The organism is Streptomyces bobili (genome assembly GCF_002154575.1).
Lineage (GTDB): Bacteria > Actinomycetota > Actinomycetes > Streptomycetales > Streptomycetaceae > Streptomyces > Streptomyces bobili.
In genome coordinates this window covers 1-17708 of the sequence record NZ_MUBA01000179.1, presented here as the reverse complement: position 1 = coordinate 17708, position 17708 = coordinate 1, and the positions used below count along the sequence as shown (strand labels likewise).

At 73.4% G+C, this 17708-nt stretch carries 14 protein-coding genes and 1 pseudogene; 10 read left to right on the top strand and 5 right to left on the bottom strand.

Annotated elements, in window-relative coordinates; all coding sequences use genetic code 11:
• Positions 1 to 304: 304 nt before the first annotated feature.
• Both BZL64_RS15485 and BZL64_RS15480 read right to left on the bottom strand, forming a co-directional pair.
• A pseudogene (locus BZL64_RS15485) lies at positions 305 to 1282 on the bottom strand (cation:proton antiporter); the annotation flags it as partial.
• Positions 1283 to 1286: 4 nt separating this feature from the next.
• Positions 1287 to 1772: a cation:proton antiporter regulatory subunit gene (locus BZL64_RS15480; RefSeq protein WP_086769772.1), complete on the bottom strand. Its 486-nt coding sequence runs from the start codon at positions 1770 to 1772 to the stop codon at positions 1287 to 1289.
• Positions 1773 to 2137: 365 nt separating this feature from the next.
• Here BZL64_RS15480 and BZL64_RS15475 point away from each other — a divergent pair, with 365 nt between their 5' ends.
• On the top strand, positions 2138 to 3106 hold the full coding sequence (locus tag BZL64_RS15475) for a HAMP domain-containing sensor histidine kinase (protein ID WP_208639452.1): 969 nt from the start codon (positions 2138 to 2140) through the stop codon (positions 3104 to 3106).
• A gap of 76 nt (positions 3107 to 3182) precedes the next feature.
• A complete protein-coding gene (locus BZL64_RS15470; protein ID WP_086769770.1) occupies positions 3183 to 3854 on the top strand; it encodes a response regulator transcription factor in 672 nt (223 codons plus the stop codon).
• A 37-nt stretch (positions 3855 to 3891) separates the two neighbouring features.
• Here the strand turns inward: BZL64_RS15470 and BZL64_RS15465 are convergent, their stop codons facing one another.
• Complete coding sequence (locus BZL64_RS15465) at positions 3892 to 8601, bottom strand: CHAT domain-containing protein (protein ID WP_086769769.1); 4710 nt, start codon at positions 8599 to 8601, stop codon at positions 3892 to 3894.
• A 64-nt stretch (positions 8602 to 8665) separates the two neighbouring features.
• Here BZL64_RS15465 and BZL64_RS15460 point away from each other — a divergent pair, with 64 nt between their 5' ends.
• The 4 genes from BZL64_RS15460 (at position 8666) to BZL64_RS15445 (ending at position 12407) form a co-directional block, all read left to right on the top strand.
• A complete protein-coding gene (locus tag BZL64_RS15460) occupies positions 8666 to 9049 on the top strand; it encodes a hypothetical protein (protein ID WP_086769768.1) in 384 nt (127 codons plus the stop codon).
• Between the two features lie 100 nt (positions 9050 to 9149).
• Entirely contained in the window at positions 9150 to 9962 is an 813-nt protein-coding gene (locus BZL64_RS15455) for a hypothetical protein (RefSeq protein WP_086769767.1), read from the top strand.
• Between the two features lie 136 nt (positions 9963 to 10098).
• Positions 10099 to 11628, top strand: coding sequence for a tRNA (N6-isopentenyl adenosine(37)-C2)-methylthiotransferase MiaB (miaB, locus tag BZL64_RS15450; protein ID WP_208639451.1), 1530 nt, complete (start codon positions 10099 to 10101; stop codon positions 11626 to 11628).
• 62 nt (positions 11629 to 11690) lie between these two features.
• Complete coding sequence (locus BZL64_RS15445; RefSeq protein ID WP_086769765.1) at positions 11691 to 12407, top strand: class III extradiol dioxygenase subunit B-like domain-containing protein; 717 nt, start codon at positions 11691 to 11693, stop codon at positions 12405 to 12407.
• A gap of 108 nt (positions 12408 to 12515) precedes the next feature.
• Here BZL64_RS15445 and BZL64_RS15440 read toward each other — a convergent pair whose 3' ends face one another.
• Together BZL64_RS15440 and BZL64_RS15435 are read right to left on the bottom strand one after the other, a co-directional pair.
• Entirely contained in the window at positions 12516 to 12785 is a 270-nt protein-coding gene (locus BZL64_RS15440; RefSeq protein WP_086769764.1) for an antitoxin, read from the bottom strand.
• A 24-nt stretch (positions 12786 to 12809) separates the two neighbouring features.
• Entirely contained in the window at positions 12810 to 12983 is a 174-nt protein-coding gene (locus BZL64_RS15435) for a hypothetical protein (RefSeq protein WP_244205348.1), read from the bottom strand.
• Between the two features lie 263 nt (positions 12984 to 13246).
• On the opposite strand from BZL64_RS15435, the gene miaA reads away from it, so the two are divergent.
• The 4 genes from miaA to BZL64_RS15415 form a co-directional block, all read left to right on the top strand.
• Positions 13247 to 14185 (top strand): tRNA (adenosine(37)-N6)-dimethylallyltransferase MiaA, encoded by a 939-nt coding sequence (miaA, locus tag BZL64_RS15430; RefSeq protein ID WP_086769762.1) that lies wholly within the window; start codon positions 13247 to 13249, stop codon positions 14183 to 14185.
• 108 nt (positions 14186 to 14293) lie between these two features.
• Positions 14294 to 14896 carry an ICP22 family protein gene (locus tag BZL64_RS15425; protein WP_086769761.1) on the top strand — a complete coding sequence of 201 codons (603 nt, stop codon included), beginning with the start codon at positions 14294 to 14296 and terminating at the stop codon, positions 14894 to 14896.
• Between the two features lie 73 nt (positions 14897 to 14969).
• Complete coding sequence (gene dapF, locus BZL64_RS15420) at positions 14970 to 15839, top strand: diaminopimelate epimerase (protein ID WP_086769760.1); 870 nt, start codon at positions 14970 to 14972, stop codon at positions 15837 to 15839.
• A 300-nt stretch (positions 15840 to 16139) separates the two neighbouring features.
• The coding region (locus tag BZL64_RS15415) for a RelA/SpoT family protein (protein WP_086769773.1) at positions 16140 to 17708 on the top strand (1569 nt) is incomplete at its 3' end.

Below are 17708 nucleotides of genomic sequence, written 5' to 3'. Positions count from 1 at the left end.
CCCCGCCCGTCGCCCAGCGGAACACAGGGACCACGGGGACCGGCGGGGCAATCGTGCCTACCGGCCGGTAATAAGCCATGAGCATGCCATGGCTGCCGACTCCGTGATCCGGGATCGGGTCACGCCCTGTTGTGACCTGTGCCACCGATGGGCCCGTGCTGCCCCCGCGGGTCCCGTCCCCCGTCCGGTCCCGTCCCTCAGTCGCCCACCGGCGTCTCCGTGAGCGCCTCGGGCGCCGGCTCCTGCGCCGGGGGCCGGCGCGCCTCCCGCAGGCGCGACCAGCGGCCGGCCAGGGGTTCCGTNNGCCCGCGCGCCAGCGGCCCTTGACCGAGATCCCGGCGCGCCGCGCCGCCCAGTAGCCGGTCGCGATCTTCGTCCCCGCGGTCACCACCGCGAGCGCCAGCGCGGGCACCAGCACCGGAGGAATGCTCGCCGGATCGGTGTGCAGACCGAAGAACACGAAGAAGACGGCCGCGAACAGATCCCTCAGCGGACTCAGCAGCGTGTGCGCGCCCTCGGCCACCTCACCGGACAGCGCGATGCCGACCAGGAACGCGCCGACCGCCGCCGACACCTGGAGCTGCTGCGCCACACCGGCGACCAGGATCGTCAGCCCCAGGACCACGAGGAGCAGCTTCTCCGGGTCGTCGCTCGACACGAACCGGGAGAGGACCCTGCCGTACCGCAGCGCCACGAAGAGGACGAGTCCCGCGGCACCCAGCGCCACCGCCAGGGTCACACTGCCGGCCGCCAGCCCGACGCCCGCCACCAGGGCGGTGACGATCGGCAGGTAGACCGCCATCGCCAGATCCTCCAGCACCAGGACGCTCAGGATCACCGGCGTCTCCCGGTTGCCGACCCGGCCCAGGTCGCCCAGCACCTTGGCGATCACCCCGGACGAGGAGATCCAGGTGACACCCGCCAGCACCACGGCCGCCACCGGACCCCAGCCCAGCAGCAGCGCCGCAGCCGCGCCCGGCAGCGCGTTGAGCGTGAAGTCGACCAGGCCGGACGGGTAGTGGGCCTTGAGATTGGAGACCAGATCGCTCGCCGTGTACTCCAGGCCGAGCATCAGCAGCAGGATGACGCCGATCTCGGCGCCGATGGCCACGAACTCCTCGCTCGCCCCCAGCGGCAGCAGCCCGCCCTCGCCGAAGGCCAGACCGGCGAGCAGATAGAGGGGGATCGGCGAGAACTGGAAGCGGGCGGCGAACCGGCCGAGCAGACCGAGCCCGAGGATGATGGAACCGAACTCGATCAGCAGGACCGCGGAGGAGTGCACCGGTTCACTCCCGACCGAGGATCGCCGCGGCCGTGTCGACGCCCTCACGGGTGCCGATCACGATCAGGGTGTCCCCGCCCGCCAGCCGGAAGTCCGGTGCCGGAGAGGGGATCGCGTCGGCCCGCCGCAGCACCGCCACGATCGACGCGCCGGTCTCCGTACGCATCCGGGTCTCGCCCAGCAGGCGCCCGTTCCAGTGGGAGGTCGCCGCCACCTCGATGCGCTCGGCGACCAGTCCGAGGTCGGTCGTGTACAGCAGGCTCGCACTGTGGTGGGACGGCTTCAGGGCGTCGATCAGCGCGCCCGCCTCGGCGCCCGACAGCCGCACCGACTGCGCGCAGGAGTCCGGGTCGTCGGCCCGGTACACGCTCACCGTCCGGTTTCCGTCGCGGTGGGCCACCACGGACAGGTGCCGCTGCTCCCGCGTCACGAGGTCGTACTGGACGCCGATGCCTGGCAGCGGTGTCGTCCGGAGGCGTGGAGCGGACACGGTTTCTTCCCCTTGCGGTTGTGGGCGGTGACGTCCGGAACCGGTGCGGTGCCAGTACTGGTGACGGTGCCAGAACCGGTGCCGGTACGGGCCTCTGTGCCGGCGTCGGTGCCGGAGGATGGCGGCGGTCGCCGGTGCCGGACCGGCCCTGTGGACCGTCGATCACCAGTGCGCCGAACCGTCATGCTGCCATCCCGCCGTACGGTGGCGACATGGGTGTCGTCACGGATGGACAGGGCCGGCGCGGGGCGGAGAAGCTGGTCCGGGCGGCGCCATGGTCCGCGACGGACGAGGCGGGTACGGCTTCGCCGCCGCAAGGCAACCGGTCGGTGGGACCCGAGGGGAAGAGAGGAGGAGTCGCGCGCGTGTCGTTGTTCTGGCGCATCTTCGCCCTCAACGCCCTGGGCCTGGTCGTGGCCGCTGCGCTGCTCCTGGGGCCCGTCACCGTCTCCACGCCCGTTCTGCCGGCCGAGGCGTTCGTCATCGCGGTGGGTCTGGCCTCGCTGCTGACCGTCAACGCCGTCGTGCTGCGCGTCGGGCTGGCCCCGCTCGGGCGGCTCGCCCGCGCCATGACCGACGCCGACCTGCTGCACCCCGGAGCCCGTGCCGTCGTCTCCGGTCCGGTGGAGACGGCCGAGCTGATCCGGACGTACAACGCCATGCTCGACCGGCTGGAGACCGAGCGCGCGACCAGCGCGGCCCGCGCCCTGTCCGCCCAGGAACGCGAACGCCATCGCATCGCGCGTGAACTGCACGACGAGGTCGGCCAGACCCTCACCGCCGTACTCCTCCAGCTCAAGCGCGTCGCCGACCGCGCCCCCGACGGCCTCCGCGGCGAGGTGGGCCAGGCGCAGGAGGCCACCCGCGCCGGCCTGGACGAGATCCGCCGGATCGCGCGCCGGCTGCGACCCGGCGTCCTGGACGAACTCGGCCTGGTCAGCGCCCTGCGCTCGCTCGCCGCCGAGTTCACCACCCACGGACTGACGGTCCGCCCCGAGGTGCGCCCCGGACTGCCCGCGCTGACCGAGGAGACCGAGCTGGTGCTCTACCGGGTCGCCCAGGAAGCCCTCACCAACACCGCCCGGCACTCCGGCGCCGACCGGGCCGAACTCCGCCTCCGACCCGTCGCCGACGGCGTCGAACTCCTCGTACGCGACAACGGCCGGGGTCCCGGGCCGACGGCGGGGGAGGGCGCCGGCGTCCTCGGCATGCGGGAACGCGCCCTGCTGATCGGCGCGACCTTCACCTTCGGCCCCGGTCTCGGCGGGGGGACGGCCGTACGTCTGCGGACCGCGCCCGCCGCGCTCCCGCCTCCCGGAGGCGAACTCCCGTGACGGCCGTACTCCCGTCGCGGCGCGGGGCTCCGCCGACCGCGTACCCCGCCCGCCCCAGCGTCCCCGGAGGCCGCCGATGACCGCCGAGCCGGCACCGACCCGTGTGCTCCTCGCCGACGACCACACCCTCGTGCGCCGCGGAGTACGGCTCATCCTGGACGGCGAACCCGACCTGACGGTCGTCGCGGAGGCGGGCGACGGGGCCGAGGCGGTCGAGCGTGCCCGCGCGGGCGACATCGACCTCGCCGTCCTCGACGTGGCCATGCCCCGGATGACCGGCCTCCAGGCGGCCCGCGAACTCTCCCGCCGACTGCCCGGCCTGCGGATACTCATCCTCACCATGTACGACAACGAGCAGTACTTCTTCGAGGCCCTCAAGGCCGGGGCGGGCGGGTACGTCCTGAAGTCCGTCGCCGACCGCGACCTCGTCGAGGCGTGCCGGGCGGCCGTGCGCGACGAGCCGTTCATCTATCCGGGAGCGGAGCGGGCGCTCGTGCGGTCGTACCTCGAACGGCTGCACCGCGGCGCCGGCGTGGACGGGCTGCCCGACCGGCCCATCACCGAGCGCGAGGAGGAGATCCTCAAGCTCGTCGCCGAGGGACACACCTCCAAAGAGATCGGCACCCTCCTCTTCATCAGCACCAAGACCGTCGAACGGCACCGCGCGAACCTCCTCCACAAGCTCGGCATGCGCGACCGCCTCGAACTCACGCGTTACGCCATCCGGGCGGGCCTGATCGACCCCTGACCCGCCTTGGGGGCCCGTCCCGTGCGGCCACGCGCGCTCACGCGCCCGCGTGCACGTACGCCGCCCAGATGTGCGGGCGTTCCGGTATCCGCTCCCGCAGGGCCCGGACACTGTGGTGCAGGGCGAGGGCCGGCCCCTGCCCTGGCCCGCCTACGGCCCGGCCGTAGAAGTCGCGCGTCACGTGGTCCGCGTGCGCGCTGTCGATCTCCCACAGCGTGCCGACGGCGGTCGGGAAACCGGCGAGCAGGAAGGCGCTGGTGATGTGGATCGCCTCGTCGCTGAGCCGCTCGGAGGTACGGGCCGTACCGCACGCCGCGAGGAAGGCGAGGCGCGCCGTGCCCGGCCGGGCGCGGCAGATGTCCAGCACCGGCAGCGACTCGCCGCTCGGCAGGTGCAGCAGGGCACCGGACGGCGCCGCCGGGTCGGACGCCGCATGGCAGCCGAAGTGCGCCCAGGCCGCGCCACCCAGCCCGGCCAGGACGGCCTCCCGGGTCGCCGCGGCGCCGATCAGCGGCTCACCCGCCCCGAGCAGTCCCGCGGCGTAACGTGTCGAGGCCGCGACACCGGGCAATTCCTCCTCGGGCGCGGCGACCAGCAGCGCGCCGCCGTCGGCGGCCAGGCCGAGCCGCTTCGCGCGGGCACGCGCGTAGGCGAGCGTCTGGAAGCCGGGTACGTACGACGACACCACGGTGTCCAGGGCGGCGCCGCAGCCTTCTTGGTCACAGTCGGGCCGGGTGCACTGGGCCGCGTGCAGCGGCAGGGCGTGGAAGGCGCCCGTGGGCACCCACCAGATCCGCGGCCACGACCCGCCCTCGGGTACGGCCTCGGTGGCACCGACATGCTCCAGGACGGGCCGCACGATCCGGTGCCAGGCCCAGGACAGCGTCCGGCGGACCTCAGCCCCCGCGGCGACCAGCTCGGCAGGGGAACTCCTCGACGCCCCCCGCGCGTTGATGACATCGACGGCCTCCCGCAGCCGCCGGGCCGCCCCGGCCACCTCCTCCGCCTCCGGTGCCAGGGCCAGGGCGGTGATCGACCGCTCGCTCACCACGACGGCGTGACACAGCTGCCGCGCGTGGTTGAGCACCACCACCGGGCCGTCCATGGCGAGCGCGCGCAACCGCTCCGCCGTCAGCGGACGCAGGAAGCCGTCGAAGCCGGGCCGGTCGCGGACGCGGTCGACCAGCCCGTCGAGGGCACGCGAGGTACGGAGCTTGGCGAGCCGCTCCCGTTCGGCGTCCCCGGGGGCCACCGGCTCGTGCTCCGCCGCGAGCAGCTCGGTCAGCCGCTCGAACTCGTCCGCAAGCTCCGGATGGGCCGACCGCAGCTCGCCGAGGTCGGCCCGCGCCTCCATCCGCCGGGACAGCAGCAGACCCCGGCCGCGCTCCAGCAGCTCGGTGGCACGGTCGACGTCGGGGCCGGTCACGGCGTGCCGTGCCGCGTAGGGCTCCGGCAGCGCCTCCGGCAGGCGGCCGTCGCGTTCCACCGCGGCGACGATCTCCTTCGGCCCCGCCGTGTGCTTGCGGAGCCGGGCGGAGGCGTCACGGACGAGGACCGCCGCCAGGACCAGCTCGACGATGCTCCTGATGTCCCCCTCGAACTGGGTCAGACCGTGCTCGGCGGACTCCTGGTCACTGCCCCGGTCGGTGATGCCGGGCAGCACGCCCACGGCCGCTTCGAGATGGGAGAGGGCAAGGCCGATCCGTGGCTCGGGCCTGCCCAGCGCGCCTGCCGCGGCGCCGATCTCGCCGTGCGCCCGGAACAGGGCCGGGAGCCTCGGGTCACGCATCGAGGCGGGATCGTCGATACCGGCGAGGCGGTTGCGCAACGGGGCCATCAGCGCCTCGAAGGCGCCCGACAGGGGTGTCGCGGCGGGCGCCTCGGGGGGAGCCTGCTCCGGGGCCTCCGGGGCCTCCGGGGCCTCCGGGACCGCTGGGACCTCCGGGGACAGCCGGCCGCCACCGGTGACGCCGACGGCGGTCATGGCGAGGAAGGGACGCATCGAGTCGGCCCAGCCCGTGGGCGCCTCAGGCGCGACCGCGTCCACCAGACGGGCCGCCTCGGCCAGGAGACTCCGCGCGCGTTCCGGTTGGGTGACCCGCAGGGCGAGGGCATGCATGCTCAGCACGCGCATCAGCGTCATCGCGGTGAGGACCCGGGTCCGCGGGTCGACGGCCGCTTCGTACCTCCGACGGCACCGGTCGACCAGTTCGTCGGTGACGCCGTCCTTCGGACCGCCGCCCGGACCGACCGTCTCCAGCAGGTCGAGATAGACGTCGCTGATGGTGTCGAGCCCCGGAATGGCGGCCTGCGTCGTCCCGGTCTCCGGCGTTCCGTTTCCCGGTGAGCCGGTCGCTGTCGTCCCGCTCGCCGTACGGGTCCGCGGTGGTCCGGCCTGGGCCCTGCCGCCGTCCAGGGTCCGCATCCGCCGGGCGGCCTCACGGGCCCGGTCGAGCTGGCCCGGCTCCTGACCGAAGAGGTAGAGCTGGAGGGCGTTGTGAAGTTCGGTGTGGGCCGTCATGAAGGCCAAAGCCGGGTCGGTCGGGGGGTCGGTCGGCTCGGTCGGGCCGGTCGTGGGGGTGTGCGGTACGTCGTCCGGCGACGTGGCGTGCGCCCCCGGCGCCTCCCTCGCTCCCGTCGGCCCCTTCGCGCCGAGTGTCCCTGCCCCGCCCGTCGTCTTCCTCGCCCCCGACAGCGTCGCGAGATGCACGGCCGCTTCGCGCGCGGCCTCGGTGTCCATCGAGGTGACGGATACGACCGTGAGTGCTCGGGCGAGCATCGCGTCGATGGCCGGGGACAGTTCCGAAGCGTGCTCGCGGGCATACCGCAGGAGTGGCACGGCCGCTTCCAGCGGGGCTGGATCGCCCAGGTGGGCGGCCTGTGAGGACAGCGCGCCGCCGAGCGCCGCGGACAGGTCGGCCCGCTGCTCGACGTCGGCCTCGTCGAGGCCGTCGAGAAGCTCCCGCAGGACGGCGATGTCGGAGTCGAGGTTGGCCGGGTCGTCGAGACCGACGTCGGCCATGCGGGACACCTGGGACACCAGCCGGGCCAGCTCGGGGTCGGCCCGGCCGTCGGGTTCACCGGTGATGACGGTCGACGCGGCGATGGCGAGCGCGGCTTCGTGGGCGCCCTTGCCGAGCAGCACGGGCAGTACCCGCCCGTCCGGCGGAGCCGTGGCCGTCACCTCCTCGGCCAGCGTGCGGGCGTCCGCGGTGAGCCGGTCGGCGGCCTGGACGGAGCCGGACCTCCGCAGCTCCTCGGCCCGCAGCCCGGTGAGGGCGGCGAGCACGGCCACGCACGCGTACCGCTGCGGCGCGTCGGCGGGAACCCCGGCCAGCGCGGCTCGGTACCGGGCGATCCGCTCCTCGGAGATGCCGTCGGAGCTGACGTCCGAGACGCTTGCCGGGTTGCTGCCGTCCGACCTGCCGTCCGACCTGCCGTCCGACCCGCCGGCCGCGTCGCCGTCGGACAGCGAAGCCATGATGCCGAGCGTCTCCAAGGTGATGTCAGGGGCCTCGCCGCGCCGCGCGGAACGGTCCCTGAGCCCGTCGAGCAGTGGTCCGAGCGACGCTCCGCCGTCGTCCTCGTCGTCCTCGCCGCCCGCCCGCGCACCGTCGTGACCGGCCGTCAACCGCCGCAGCGCTCGGACCAGTTCGAGCCGTTCCTTGTCGGCTTCGCTCAGGGTGGCCGCGTCGACGGCCTCCAGGATGACCACGGCCTCGCGCGCGGCCACCTCGTCGTCCCGCTCCTCCGCCAACGAGGCGAGCGCCTCGCTCAGGGCCACCGTGACGGCCAGGTGGGCCGGATGACCGGCAGGGGTGTGGCCGAGAGCCGCGCGCAACCGTCGTACGGCGCAGGCGATGCGGCCCGTGTCGTGCTCCCGCGCCCCCGCCTCGGCGACCGCCGCCCCGATCTGGAGGTCCAGCCGGCCCGGCCAGGCCGAGGGCTGGGCGTGCAGCGCGCGCAGGAAGTGCAGGCCCTCCGCGCCCTCCGCGTCGAGCGTGCCCTCGGGGGCCGCCGCCACCAGCCTTTCGACCTCGGCGAGCGACGGCTCACCGAGCAGCCGCGACGCGTCCACGACCGTCCTCAGGGCGAGGGTGGCCGCGTCGGCCGTGGCCGGGCCGAGGACGTCGGGGCCGAGGCCGGGCAGCCGCTCGCACACCGTCCGGGCGTGCCGGGCCGCGGCGGCGAGCGCGTCCGGATCGGCGTCGGTCCGGAACCGGAACAGCTCGATGTCGAGGGCGTGCAGCGTCAGCTCCACGAACCCGTCGTGCTCCTCGGGCAGCAGGCTCCTGGCGGTCTCCGACCAGGCCAGTGTGCGCTCCAGAGCGGCACCCCGGTCGGAGTCGGACAGGTCGGGCGTCTCGAGCAGTTCGCCGTGGGCCGAGCTGACGAGGTAGGCGAACCGCGCCTCCAGGGCCGGATCGGCCGGGTCGAAGGCCTCCTCCAGGACCGGCGGGAAACGAACCTCCTGCGGGGCGCGCGGCCGGAGGAATCCGAAGGAACCGACGGCGATCGTCATGTTCTGCCGGATGTCCGGATCCTCGGGTCCCAGGTGCCGGAACCAGAAGGTCCAGAAGACCGCGGCGACCGCGTCGAGGTCGACGGGCCCCTCGGGTGAGGGCGTCGCCGCCCGCAGCAGCGTGAGCGCGTCGGCGACCGCCTCGGGCTCACGCAGGGGCGCGGGGTCACGGCTGTTCTGGGCCGCCACCAGACGGGCCACGACGTGCTCATGAAGTTCCGTCATTCCTCCTATGGTGCTTTGATCTCCCGTCAGAAGAGAGTGGTTTCCGGGTCGTCGAGGGGGCGCAGTGGGGCATGGGGCGAAGGCACAGAGGCTGTACGAGGACGCGGTCGCGTACCTGTGCCGCAACGCCGCCACACTGCGCGAACTGATCGGCCCCGCCCACTGGGACGCCCCGTTCGCCGCCGTCCGCGACGGCGACCCGTCCGCGCGGGCCTGGCGGGACGCCGTACGCGCGCTGCACGACGCGGCCGAGACGGCCGGGATCCCCGGCGGGCTCGGCCTGCGTTCCACGATGGGCGTGGGCGACTGGCCGTCCGCCCCCGCGCCGCGGTCGACCGGCTGGGTCTGCCCCACGGGCCGCTGCGCGCGCGTCGACCTGCACGGGGAGAGCGCCCCCGACACGGGCCTCTGCGCCCTGGCGGACCGCCCGATGAGGCGAGTGGACTGACGGCCCGTGGACAGGGGAGCGCCCGGCACGGCACCGCGGCTCCACGACAGGACACTCACGACACCGACGCACGGCAGGACACTGGGGACGGGCTGAGACCGTGGCACTGCTTCTCGAACTCCAACGGCGCATCCCTGACGGATGGTTCCTGCGACGGCTGCTGCCCGCCCTGCTGTTCGTCGTGGTGGCCGTCGTGGGCGGTGGGCAGCTCGGCCACCGCGCCTGGAACGACGTGGGCCTCGCCCGCGACCGGATCGCCGGTGCCCTGCCGCTGAAGGGCGGGCTCACCGCCGACGGCGCCGCCACGCTGGTGCTCGTCGTGCTGGCGGCGGTCGCCGTCGCCCTGGTGGTGCCCTTCGCGGCGGACGGGGCCGGCGCGCTGTCCGCGGGCGCCTGGCCCTGGTGGCTGGCGTCCCTGGCCGGGCGGCTCACCCGGTGGCGGGCCCGCCGCTGGACCTCCCCCCAGGAGATCGGCAGGGAGGCCGTACGGGCCCGCGCGGCCGGCCACGAACTGCGCGCCGCCCGGCTCGACGCGCGCAGGGCGCGCAGTGCACCGGTCAGGCCCATTTCACCGACATGGTCGGGAGACCGGCTGCGCGCCGCCGAGCGGAGCGCAGCGGCGGAGTCGGCAACCGACCTTCCCGGTGAGTGGGCCAGGCTGCTCCTCGAAGTGCCGGACGCCTCGCGAGCGGCGCTGGGCGAGGCCCGCGACGCCTACCAGGCGGCCTGCGAGGCCCTCGTCTGGAGCGTCGCGTTCACCGCCGTCGGTATCTGGTGGTGGCCCGCGGGCCTCGGCGGGATCATCCTCTGGCTGGTCGCCCGGTGCTCCCTGCGCAAGGCTGCGGACGGCCTGTGCCGCACGGCCGAGGCGGTGGTCGCGCTGCGGCGGACGAGCCCGCCGCCGCCCGCCTGAACGCCGCGGTCACGACGGGAGGCCCGCAGGCACGCCGTAGGCCCGCGGGCAGCGGAAGAGAAGGCCCGCGGGCGGCGGAAGAGAAGGTCCGCAAGCACCGGACGGGGGTCTGCCGGGGACCGCCTACCCTTGAGGCATGACCAGCAGCAGCGACCGGAGCCTCGCAGTGGACGTTCCCGCACCCAAGAGCTACGAGATTCGCACCTACGGGTGCCAGATGAACGTCCACGACTCCGAGCGATTGTCCGGTCTGCTCGAAGACGCCGGGTACGTGCGCGCCCCCGAGGGGTCGGACGGCGACGCGGACGTCGTCGTCTTCAACACGTGCGCGGTGCGGGAGAACGCCGACAACCGGCTGTACGGCAACCTCGGCCGCCTCGCGCCGAGGAAGGCCTCGCGGCCCGGCATGCAGATCGCGGTCGGCGGCTGCCTGGCGCAGAAGGACCGCGACACCATCGTGAAGAAGGCCCCCTGGGTCGACGTCGTCTTCGGCACCCACAACATCGGCAAGCTGCCTGTCCTGCTGGAACGCGCGCGCGTGCAGGAAGAGGCGCAGGTCGAGATCGCCGAGTCCCTGGAGGCGTTCCCCTCGACCCTGCCCACGCGCCGCGAGAGCGCGTACGCGGCCTGGGTGTCGATCTCCGTCGGCTGCAACAACACCTGCACCTTCTGCATCGTCCCCGCCCTGCGCGGCAAGGAGAAGGACCGCCGTACCGGCGACATCCTCGCCGAGATCGAGGCGCTGGTGGGCGAGGGCGTCAGCGAGATCACGCTGCTCGGACAGAACGTCAACGCGTACGGCTCCGACATCGGCGACCGTGAGGCGTTCAGCAAGCTCCTGCGCGCGTGCGGGACGATCGAGGGCCTCGAGCGCGTGCGGTTCACCTCACCGCACCCGCGCGACTTCACCGACGACGTCATCGCCGCCATGGCCGAGACGCCGAACGTGATGCCGCAGCTGCACATGCCGCTCCAGTCCGGCTCGGACACGGTCCTCAAGGCGATGCGCCGTTCGTACCGCCAGGAGCGCTACCTGAAGATCATCGAGAACGTCCGCGCGGCCATCCCGCACGCCGCGATCACCACCGACATCATCGTGGGCTTCCCCGGCGAGACCGAGGAGGACTTCGAGGAGACCCTGCACGTGGTGCGCGAGGCGCGGTTCGCCCAGGCGTTCACCTTCCAGTACTCCAAGCGTCCCGGCACCCCGGCCGCCACCATGGAGAACCAGATCCCCAAGGCGGTCGTCCAGGCGCGTTACGAGCGTCTCGTCGCCCTCCAGGAGGAGATCTCCTGGGAGGAGAACAAGAAGCAGGTCGGCCGCACCCTGGAGCTGATGGTCGCCGAGGGCGAGGGCCGCAAGGACGGCGCCACGCACCGCCTCTCCGGCCGCGCCGCGGACAACCGCCTGGTCCACTTCACCAAGCCGGAGCAGGAGGTCCGCCCCGGCGACGTCGTCACGGTCGACATCACCTACGCCGCTCCGCACCACCTCCTCGCCGAGGGCCAGGTTCTCGACGTGCGCCGCACGCGCGCGGGTGACGCCTGGGAGAAGCGCACCGCGGAGAAGGCGGCCAAGCCGGCCGGCGTCATGCTGGGCCTGCCCGGGATCGGCGTCCCGGCCCCGCTCCCGGTGGCCACGGGCGGCGGCTGCGGCTCAGACTGACCCACAGCCACCCCGCCGGCGCCCCCGCGCGCGTGAGGCGTCGCGGGGTTACCCTGCCGATCATGCTTGTCGCCGCCGCACTCTGTCCCTGCCCGCCCCTCCTCGTGCCCGAGGTGGCCGCGGGCGCCGCACCCGAGCTGGACGCCGCGCGTACCGCCTGCTCGGACGCGGTGGCGGTGCTCGCCGCCGCCCGGCCGGACCGGCTCGTGGTGATCGGCCCCGCCGAGGAGGCAGGGCGAGGCACGCACCCCGAGGGCACGCCGGGTTCGTTCCGCGGCTTCGGCGTGGACCTTGCCGTACGGCTCGGCCGGACCGGCAAGGACACGGTGTCCGAGCGGCAGTTGCCGCCCTCCCTCGCCGTCGGCGCCTGGCTGCTGGAGCGGGCCGACTGGTCGAGCGCCCCGGTCGAAGGGCTCGGCGTGGGAGACCCCCTGGCACCCGAGCGGTGCGCCGAGGTCGGACGGGAGATCGGTGCCCAGCCCGGCCGGGTGGCGCTGCTGGTGATGGGCGACGCGAGCGCGTGCCGCACGCTGAAGGCACCGGGCTACCTCGACGAACGCGCGGTGCCCTTCGACAGGGAGGCCGCACGCGCGCTGGGCGCCGCCGACATCGCGGCCCTCAAGGCGCTCGACGCCGGACTGGCCCGCGAACTGAAGGCGGCCGGCCGGGCCCCCTGGCAGGTCCTCGCGGGCGCGGCCGAGACCGCCGGCCTGTCCGGCACCCTGCTGTACGAGGACGCCCCGTACGGAGTGGGATACGTGGTCGCGGCCTGGTCGTGACCCGCGTGCGGGAGGGCGTCCGGACGGAGCGGCGGACGGCCGCGGGCGTCTCGCGCCCCGCAGCCGTCCGTCGAACCCGCCTTCTAACCTGCCGTCGCCCGCCGTCGCTCAGGACGTCGGCGGAGGCGTGCTCGGGGGCGTGAACGTGTCACCGGCCGCCCCCGGCTCGTCCTTGTGCGCGAGTCGGTCCACCGCGCCCTTGGCCTTGCCGGTGCCCGACTCGATCTTGTTCGAGTACTTGCCCTTCGTCCGCTCGTCGACGACGTGGGCGGCCTTGTCGATCCCGTGCTGGATCTTGTCCCCGTGCTGTTGCGCGAGGCCGGAGACCTTGTCCTTGGCCGGGCTGAGCTTGGCCTTCAGGTTGTTCAAAAGACCCATGGGTCACCTTCCCTAGCGGGTCCGTCAGGTGCGGGCGCTGTCGCCGGCCTCGCTCTCGACGGCCTCCCCGGACGACTGCTGCCGCGGGATACCGACGCCGTCCTCGGTGGATTCCTCCGCCTCGGTGCCGCCCGCGGGCGAACCGGTCGATGTCCCGGTGGTGGCCGTCGTCTCCTGTGCGGCCGTGTCCTGCGTCACCGTCTCCTCCGTGACCGTCGCGTCGCAGGCCGCTTCCTGTGTGGCCTTCGACCTACGGAAAAGCCGTGCAATAACGCCCATATTCACTCCATACGGTACTCGTGCGGGCGAAATCCCGCGTAACCCGGTGCGTCCGTTTGCGTCACCGGGAGACGCCGCCCCGTGAACGGGCGACGGAAATCTCGCAACGGGCAACGAGCCGGAGCGAGTCCTGTCACCTAACTCGTTCGAGGGCACGGTGTGACGTTTGGGAGACTGGTCCGGTGAGCAGCGCACCCCCCGCCCCCCGCGTCATCGCCGTCGTCGGACCGACCGCGGCCGGAAAGTCCGATCTGGGCGTTTTTCTGGCCCAACGGCTCGGCGGCGAGGTCGTCAACGCCGACTCCATGCAGCTGTACCGAGGGATGGACATCGGCACCGCCAAGCTGACGCCCGAGGAACGCGGCGGCGTCCCGCACCACCTCCTCGACATCTGGGACGTCACCGTCACCGCCTCGGTCGCCGAGTACCAGCGGCTGGCCCGCGCCCGCATCGACGCCCTCCTCGCCGAGGACCGCTGGCCGATCCTCGTCGGCGGCTCCGGACTCTACGTCCGCGGCGCCGTGGACAACCTGGAGTTCCCCGGCACCGACCCCGAGGTCAGGGCCCGGCTGGAGGAGGAGCTGACGCTGCGCGGCTCGGGCGCGCTGCATGCCCGCCTGGCCGCCGCCGACCCCGAGGCGGCGCACGCGATCCTGCCGAGCAACGGCCGCCGCATCGTCCGCGCCCTCGAAGTGATCGAGATCACCGGGAAGCCCTTCACGGCCAATCTGCCGGGGCACGACTCCGTCTACGACACGATCCAGATCGGCGTCGACGTGACCCGCCCCGAACTCGACGAGCGCATCGCCCGCCGGGTCGACCGGATGTGGGACGCGGGGCTCGTGGACGAGGTACGCGCGCTGGAGGCGCAAGGCCTGCGCGAGGGGCGTACGGCCTCCCGCGCGCTCGGCTACCAGCAGATCCTCGCGTCGCTGGCCGGCGAATGCACCGACGAGGAGGCGCGCACGGAGACCGTCCGTGCCACCAAGCGCTTCGCGCGCCGCCAGGATTCGTGGTTCAGACGCGATCCGCGGGTGCACTGGCTGAGTGGGGCCGCGGCGGACCTCAGGGAACTTCCGCAGCTCGCGCTGGCGTTGGTCGAACGACCGGTCACAGCCTGATCACGTCATGGCATCGGGACGCTCAGGCCGTCATCCGGGCCTCCGGGGCCATGCCATCATCGAGCTTCGATCGACCAAGTGGAGTCCGAGTTGGGAGGGCGCGTGGCGATGGAGGCCAGCCCTCGCGACACCGCACAAGGCACCGAACACGTCACCCCCGTGCGGGGCGAACCGGAGCCTGAGGAAGGCCGTCTGGGTTCCGACGGTCCGGACGAGACCGACGGCCCGCAAGGCGCCGGCGGACCGGACGACACCGACGGCCAGAGTGGCATCGACGGCCCGAGCGGTATCGACGACACGGACGACGTGGACGACGCCGAGGACGGCGTGACCGCCGACGGCCCCGAGCCGGAGGAGATGTTCGCCGGCGGCCCGGAGGTCGAGGTCGAACTGCGCCCCCAGCGTCGGCTGCGGATCTGGCAGCTCGCCCCGATCGTCGCCCTGGCCGCCACGGGCTCCCTGATGTTCGCGTTCCCGCTCGCCTTCGACTTCGGCGACAGCGGGGCCGTGATCGCCATGCTCGGCCTGCTGATCTGCTCCTGCGCGGCAGGCTGGGGGATGATGGCCGCCCGCCGAGTCGGCTACACCTGGCCCGGCCTGCCCCAGCGCGGCTCCGGCCGCCGCCCCGACTGGCGGGTCGTCCTCGCCTACGTCGTCCTGGTCGCCGCGGTCGTGGTCCTGGCCGTCGGGCGGGTCGCGCGGCTCCGCTAGGTCCCGCCCGCTGCCCGCTCCTCCCATGTCGCCTCCGGGCGGGACTGTCGTACCCACCCCGTACGATCGAGGAATGAGCACGCGGATCGCCTTCCTCAAGGGGCACGGCACCGAGAACGACTTCGTGATCGTCCCGGACCCCGAGAACGCCATCGACCTCTCCCCGGCGGCCGTCGCCGCCCTGTGCGACCGCCGAGCGGGCATCGGCGGTGACGGCCTGTTGCACATCGTGCGATCCGCCGCGCACCCCGAGGCGAGGGCCATGGCGGCCGAGGCCGAGTGGTTCATGGACTACCGCAACGGCGACGGCTCGATCGCCGAGATGTGCGGCAACGGCGCGCGGGTCTTCGCCCGCTACCTCCTGCACGCCGGCCTCGTCCCCGAGGGCGACCTGGCGATCGCCACGCGCGCGGGCGTGAAGAGCGTCCACCTCGCCAAGGACGGCGACATCACCGTCGGCATGGGCAGGGCCCGCCTCCCCGAAGGGGACGTCACGGTGAGCGTCGGCGAGCGCAGCTGGCCCGCGCGGAACGTGAACATGGGCAACCCGCACGCCGTCGCCTTCGTCGACGACCTGGCGCACGCGGGCGACCTGTACTCCCCGCCGCCCTTCAGCCCGGCCTCCGCCTACCCGGACGGGGTCAACGTCGAGTTCGTCGTCGACCGGGGTCCGCGGCATGTCGCGCTGCGCGTGCACGAGCGCGGCTCCGGCGAGACCCGCTCCTGCGGCACGGGCGCGTGCGCCGTCGCCGTGGCCGCCGCCCGCCGGGACGGCGCCGACCCGTCCGTCACCGGAAATCCGGCGACGTACACCGTGGATGTCCCCGGCGGCCGGCTCGTGATCACCGAGCGCCCCGGCGGCGAGATCGAGATGACCGGCCCGGCGGTGATCGTCGCCGAAGGCGAGATCGATCCCGAGTGGCTGGAAAACGCCGCCCACTGACGAACGGGGCGGCTGGATATCGGAGGCCGTGGCGTCCCGGCAGGCACAGCTGTGCCGTCGGGGCCCAGGGGTGTGAGTGCGAAATCAAGACCGGCCCCGCTTCAGGCGGCGCAAAACCGTAAACCTCAACAGCGTCGCTCGAATGGGTGATCCGTTTCACGCTCGGCGAGAGGCGGTCGGTCGGGCGTGATGGGCTCGGTAGCATCAAGCACCGGCCCGGACGGGGGACTGTAGCCAGCCCCCTGAGCCGTGTCCGCCCTGGGGCACCCCGTCCGCCGGTCCACGCAGCCGGAGGTGCCCATGAGTGCGGAGGCCACGAACCCCGCGACCCCAGGCCCGGTAGTGCCTGCCGCGCCGCGCAGGCGCAGCCGCCCCCGGATCGACCTGCGCCGCCTCGGTCGGGCGGCCCTGCTCGGCCCCGCCTCCCGCGGCAGGCTGCCCGACGCGATCGGCCACGTGGTCGAGTCCCACCGAGTCCACCACCCCGACGCCGACCTCGAACCCCTGCGCCGCGCCTATGTGCTCGCCGAGTCCTCCCACCGCGGCCAGATGCGCAAGAGCGGCGAGCCCTACATCACGCACCCGCTCGCGGTGACCCTCATCCTGGCCGAACTCGGCGCCGAGACCACCACGTTGACGGCCTCGCTGCTCCACGACACCGTGGAGGACACCGATGTGACGCTCGATCAGGTGGGTGACGAGTTCGGTGCCGAGGTGCGCTATCTCGTCGACGGCGTCACGAAGTTGGAGAAGGTCGACTACGGCGCCGCCGCCGAACCCGAGACCTTCCGCAAGATGCTCGTCGCCACCGGCAACGACGTCCGGGTGATGTCGATCAAACTCGCCGACCGGCTGCACAACATGCGCACCCTCGGCGTGATGCGCCCGGAGAAGCAGGAACGCATCGCCAAGGTGACCCGCGACGTCCTCATCCCGCTCGCCGAACGCCTCGGAGTGCAGGCCCTGAAGACCGAGCTGGAGGACATGGTCTTCGCCATCCTGCACCCGGAGGAGTACGCGCACACGCGCGAGTTGATCGTCGACAACGCCTCGCGCGCGGACGACCCCCTCGCCGAGTTCGCCGACGTGATGCGCGCGGTGCTGCGCGACGCCGACATCCAGGCCGAAGTCCTCATCCGCCCGCGCCACTTCGTCTCCCTGCACCGCACCGCCCGCAAGCGCGGGCGGCTGCGCGGCTCCGACTTCGGCCGTCTGCTCGTCCTGGTCAACGAGGACGCCGACTGTTACGCGGTCCTCGGCGAACTGCACACCTGTATGACGCCGGTGGTCTCGGAGTTCAAGGACTTCATCGCCGTCCCCAAGTTCAACCTCTACCAGTCCCTGCACACGGCCGTCGCCCGAGACGACGGCCAGGTCGCGGAGGTCCTCATCCGCACCCACCAGATGCACAAGGTCGCCGAGGCCGGAGTCGTCGCGCTGGGCAATCCCTACGCCGTTCCTCCGGAGGAGCAGACCACGCCCGACGGCGAGCGCGTCGACCCCACCCGCCCCGGCTGGCTCTCCCGCCTGCTCGACTGGCAGGAGGCCGCCCCCGACCCGGACACCTTCTGGTCCACCCTGCGCGAGGACCTCGCCCAGGACCGTGAGATCACCGTCTTCCGTCCCGACGGCGGCGCCCTCGGCCTGCCCGACGGCGCCACCTGCGTGGACGCCGCCTACGCGCAGTACGGTGAGGACGCCCACGCCTGTCTCGGAGCCCGCGTGAACGGCCGTCTGGCGACCCTGAGCACCGTGCTGCGGGACGGCGACACCGTCCAGCTCCTCATGGGCCAGGACCCCGCCTCCGAGCCCTCCAGAGAGTGGCTGGAGCACGCCCACACCCCCGCCGCCCGCATCGCCATCCAACGG

Excerpts from the sequence above, each read along its gene's own strand:
- BZL64_RS15470 (WP_086769770.1), top strand. The coding sequence starts at position 3,183 with ATGACCGCCGAGCCGGCACCGACCCGTGTGCTCCTCGCCGACGACCAC.
- BZL64_RS15465 (WP_086769769.1), bottom strand. The coding sequence starts at position 8,601 with ATGACGGAACTTCATGAGCACGTCGTGGCCCGTCTGGTGGCGGCCCAG.
- miaB (WP_208639451.1), top strand. The coding sequence starts at position 10,099 with ATGACCAGCAGCAGCGACCGGAGCCTCGCAGTGGACGTTCCCGCACCC.
- BZL64_RS15445 (WP_086769765.1), top strand. The coding sequence starts at position 11,691 with ATGCTTGTCGCCGCCGCACTCTGTCCCTGCCCGCCCCTCCTCGTGCCC.
- BZL64_RS15440 (WP_086769764.1), bottom strand. The coding sequence starts at position 12,785 with ATGGGTCTTTTGAACAACCTGAAGGCCAAGCTCAGCCCGGCCAAGGAC.
- BZL64_RS15425 (WP_086769761.1), top strand. The coding sequence starts at position 14,294 with ATGGAGGCCAGCCCTCGCGACACCGCACAAGGCACCGAACACGTCACC.
- dapF (WP_086769760.1), top strand. The coding sequence starts at position 14,970 with ATGAGCACGCGGATCGCCTTCCTCAAGGGGCACGGCACCGAGAACGAC.